The organism is Devosia sp. (assembly GCF_017307565.1).
Lineage (GTDB): Bacteria > Pseudomonadota > Alphaproteobacteria > Rhizobiales > Devosiaceae > Devosia.
In genome coordinates this window covers 1-4,495 of sequence record NZ_JAFKHD010000056.1, presented here as the reverse complement: position 1 = coordinate 4,495, position 4,495 = coordinate 1, and the positions used below count along the sequence as shown (strand labels likewise).

Here is a 4,495-nt window from a genome sequence, read left to right as displayed (position 1 = left end):
GGAAATCTTGGCCGAAGACGCCGAGAGCTGCTCCATGGCGGCGGTCGCGCGGGTCATGACCTCGCCACCTTCTTCCGCGGTGCGACTGACAAGCTGGGCGTCAGAATTGGCGTCGCGCGCCCGGTCGGCGTTTTGCAGCACGGTGCTGGCGAGCTGTTCCATTGCCGCGGAGGTCTCTTCGATTGTCGCTGCCTGCTTGGTCGTACGCTCGCTGAGATCATTTGCGCCTGACAAAATCTCGCCTGTCGCCGTCTTGATCGAACGCGAGGTCTGCTTGAGCTGTCCGACAACTTCGCTCAGGGTCTCCGCCACGGCATTGGCGTCATCCTTGAGCTTGGCAAAAGCACCGCTGAAATTACCCTGCATGCGCACGGTCAGATCGGTGCGCGCCAGGGCCCCGAGCACGATGCCGGTTTCAGACACGCCGCTATCCACCGTCTCGACCAGCGAATTGACGCTGCGCGCAAGACTGTTGAGCTCGGCATCGGGGAATTCGGCATGCACGCGCTTGGTGAAGTCACCAGCAATGGCGGCATCCACCACTTCGCCAAAGGCCGCCTGCAGGTCCATCATCATGGCACGGCGGCTTTGCTCATCCGCGACGATACGGGCGGCCTCCGCCTCCGTCATCTGGCTGATCTTGAGCCCGTTCTCGCGGAAGATTTCCACGGCCCGTGCCATATTGCCAATCTCATCCTTGCCCTTCTGGTAGGGCACTTCGAGATCATAGCGACCTTGCGCCAGTTCGCGCATAAGTCCGGTCATCTTCTGGATCGGCCCGGAGATGAAGCCCGCCCCAAACCAGACAAGCGCCAGCGAGAACAAAGCCAGCACCGCGGCAGCACCGATCGCAAGATTACGCGTGTGATCCACCCCGGCATAGATGGTCGCCAGCGGCACCTGCATCATCATGGTCCACTGTTCCGGCACGCCGGGGACGTGAAGCTTCGAGGTGACCACGAACTGCTGGATCCCTGCGGGATCCACATAGTTTATTCCCTCTTCCATCCGCTCGGTATCAAGCAGGGTGGCGGCAACTTCGGGACTAAGCGGCGTACCGGCAAGGGCGGGGTCGGCATTGACGATCCACATGCCGTTATTGCTTACCAGTTGAACTGTACCAACACCGAAGGGCCTGAGCTGGCTGATTACACCCGAAACGGTCTCCAGCGTCAGATCGGAGGTGAGAATGCCGATGGCCTTGTCGTTCTTGCGCACAACGACGCTCGCCGTGGTCATCAGCACGGTCTTGCCGCCGACCGTGTAGCTATAGGGCGGAACGAGGGTATTGCGGTTTTCCCGCATTGGCAGGTCATACCAGTCGCCGGTTCCCGCCTCGGGGCTCATGACAAGCTGCTCAACGATGATTTCGCCGTTCGGCCTGGCGAAATAAGGTACGAAGCGCCCATTCTCATCGGAATAGGGGTGGCCGATGAACTCGGCATCGCGCCCGTCGGGCTGATTGGGTTCGAAGGCCAGCGTCATGCCCATGAGCGTCGGACGCGATTCCAGCACACGGGTCACGATCTGACCCAGCTGATCGCGATCGATTTGCTCGCCGGCCATGGCCCCCTCGATCGCCGCAGCAGCGCCCTCGGTCATGTTGACGATGCCGCCGAGCTGGCCAGCAGCCATCTGCGAATAGGAATCGAGCAAGGCCTTGGCGCGCTCCTGCGCCTCAGTGCCCGCAGTCTGATACATCAGGGCGATGCCGCCAGCGATCAGGCCCGCCATGCTTACGGCAAAGAGAACTCCCGCCCCCGTCACCAGCTTGGCGCGAATAGAAAGATCGGAAAACTTCATTTCAACGCAATTGCCTCCACGCCCTTCTGGGCGGAATCTTGGTCAGCAGCCCCCAATGCTGACTCGCGGCCGTGCCAAAATGTCAGCGCCCCCCATAAAGGAAGCACTTTCTGATGGCCGTCGAAACGGAACCACGAGTCTGCAATGTTCTGCGTCCACCCCCAGCAAGGCATGAATTGCGTTAAGCTGCGGTAAAGCATAATGCTCGCCGCCGGTTATTTCGTCGATCGGGGGGGCCTCCGCGAAGATCGCCGCTATCCCGGAACAAAAAATCCCGACCTGCGCGCCGCAGATCGGGATTGCATTCGTCGACGATGCTCAGCCCTTAGAACTCATCCCAATCTGCCGAGATGGCAGCACTGCCTACGCTTCGCAGCCCCCCGGATTTCGCTGCCGCAGCCGCCGCGGGGCGTCTTTCCACCACTGCACTGCGTTGCCCCGAACGTCCATCGAGCCTGAAGATATCGACGATCCGATCGAGCTCGTTGGCCTGCGCCTCGGTCTGCTCGATGGCCGCATTGGTCTCTTCCACCAGCGCCGCATTGTGCTGGGTCATCTGGTCCATCTGCCGCACCGCCGTGGTGATTTCCTCGATGGCTCCCGCCTGGTCCCGGCTATCGCGCGCAATCGCCTCGAGCGAAGCCGTATTGTCCCGAATTGCGTCCAGCACCGAAGCGAGCTTGCTCGCCGCTTCTTCCACGAGCTTGGAGCCCGAAGCCACCTCGCCCGCACTCTGCTCGATCAGCACCTTCACTTCCGAAGACGCCTGCGCCGCCGACTGCGCCAGCCGCCGCACTTCCACCGCGACCACGGCAAACCCCTTGCCTGCGTCGCCCGCCCGCGCGGCTTCCACCGAAGCGTTGAGCGCCAGAAGATTGGTCTGGAAGGCAATATCGTCGATCATCCCGATGATATTGGAAATCTTGGCCGAAGACTGAGTAATCCGCTCCATCGCGCCCGTGGCGTTCTGCATGGCAACGCCACCATCCTCCGCCGTGCGGGTGACTTCGGCGGCATTGGCGCTGGCATCCTTGGCGCGAGCGGCATTGCCCAGCACGGTCGACGCCAACTGCTCCATGGCCGCCGACGTTTCTTCGATGGTCGCCGCCTGGCGCGTGGTGCGCTCGCTGAGATCGTTGGCCCCCGAGAGGATTTCACCCGTGGCCGTCTTCAGCGTGCCAGAAGCCGAACGGAACTGGATGACGATGTCGGTCAGCTTTTCGGCCACCGCATTGATATCGGATTTGAGCTTGGCAAAGGCTCCGCGATGCTCGCCCTGCATGCGCCGGGTGAGGTCGGTATTGGCAAGTGCGCTCAGCACCGTCCCCGTTTCCTCGAGCCCACGGTCGACGCTCCCCACCAGCGTATTGACCGAGTTGGCAAGGCCATTGAGCTCGGCATCGGGGAATGTCGCTGGCACACGCCGCGAAAAATCGCCTTCGATGGCGGCTTCGACCACGTCGCCAAAGGCGCGCTGCAGTTCCACCATCATGATCTGCCGCTCTTCCTGGTCGCGAATGATGCGCGCCGCTTCCGCCTCGGTCATCTGCGCCACGCGCAGCCCGTTCTCGCGGAACACTTCCACCGCCCGTGCCATGGCCCCCACTTCATTGCCGCGGGTGAGATAGGGCACGTCCGTCTCGAACTCACCCCGCGCGATCGCATCCATGGCCGCGCCAATCCGGGGCAGCGGCCGGGTGATGATGAGGCTCAGGATATAGCCGATCACCCCCAGAACCAGCGTTGTCACCACAGCGATGACGAGCATCAGCACCATCATGCTCTGCACCGACCCTTCGATGGCTTCGAGCGTTTCGCCCACGAAAATGGCGCCGGCCACCGCTCCGTCCTCGCGCACCACCGGATGGTAGGCCGCATAATAGGCCTTGTCGCCGATCGTCTCCTCGCCAAGCCAGGAGCGCCCTTCCTTCAGCGTCGCAATGATCACGCCGGCCGGATCAAGTACCTGCCCCTTGAGGCTGGTATCGCTCGCATCCTTCAGTGTCGTGGTATTGATCACCAGGTCCTTGGTGTCCTTGTCCGCGATGTAGATCGAGGTTTCACCCCCGGTCACCCGCGAAATCCCGTCGACAAGTTCGGTATCGAAAAACGGCAGCAGCGCCCAGAGCGTCACCTTGCCCAGCGCCCCATCCTCGCCCCAGTTGACGACCGTGCCGCCCGCCTTGTTGGTGGCGGCCGCAAAGATGGTCGCCGCGGTGCGCAGGTTCGCCTCTTGCCGGTCTCTCCCCTGCTGCATCATCGTGCTCGAGAAGTTGAGATAGATGCCGATGGCCACCACCGTGATCGAAACCACGATTGCGGCCGTCACCAGCGTTGCGATGATGAATCTCAGGCTCAGACGCCCGAAAAGGGCGGAAATCGACCGTGCCATACTTGTCCCCCGGATGCGCAATGTCGGGCGGGAGCTTAGGTCGGTCAAATTTAAGCAAATATTACAATGGTTTAACAGGAGCAAATTTTCACTACGAGATGCCACCGGTGAAAATCACCCGGTCCGAAGTGCCCGATATCGCCCCCATTTTCACGATGACATCCCCGAAAGGAAAACGGGGAGGGCACGCCAAACGCACCCTCCCCGTATTCAGGTCAAAATTCGATTCGAGCCGGCGCCTAGAACTCGCTCCAGTCATCAGTCTTCACCGCGGCATTGCCGTGGTTGAGATAGCTCCTG

At 61.6% G+C, this 4,495-nt stretch carries 2 protein-coding genes; both read right to left on the bottom strand.

The window, feature by feature from the left end:
* The coding region (locus J0I64_RS01130; RefSeq protein ID WP_291405585.1) for a HAMP domain-containing protein at positions 1 to 1,803 on the bottom strand (1,803 nt) is incomplete at its 3' end.
* Positions 1,804 to 2,128: 325 nt separating this feature from the next.
* Positions 2,129 to 4,195: a methyl-accepting chemotaxis protein gene (locus J0I64_RS01125; protein WP_291405583.1), complete on the bottom strand. Its 2,067-nt coding sequence runs from the start codon at positions 4,193 to 4,195 to the stop codon at positions 2,129 to 2,131.
* Between the last annotated feature and the right edge of the window lie 300 nt (positions 4,196 to 4,495).

Coding starts and splice junctions, on each gene's coding strand:
- J0I64_RS01125 (WP_291405583.1), bottom strand. CDS start 4,195: ATGGCACGGTCGATTTCCGCCCTTTTCGGGCGTCTGAGCCTGAGATTC.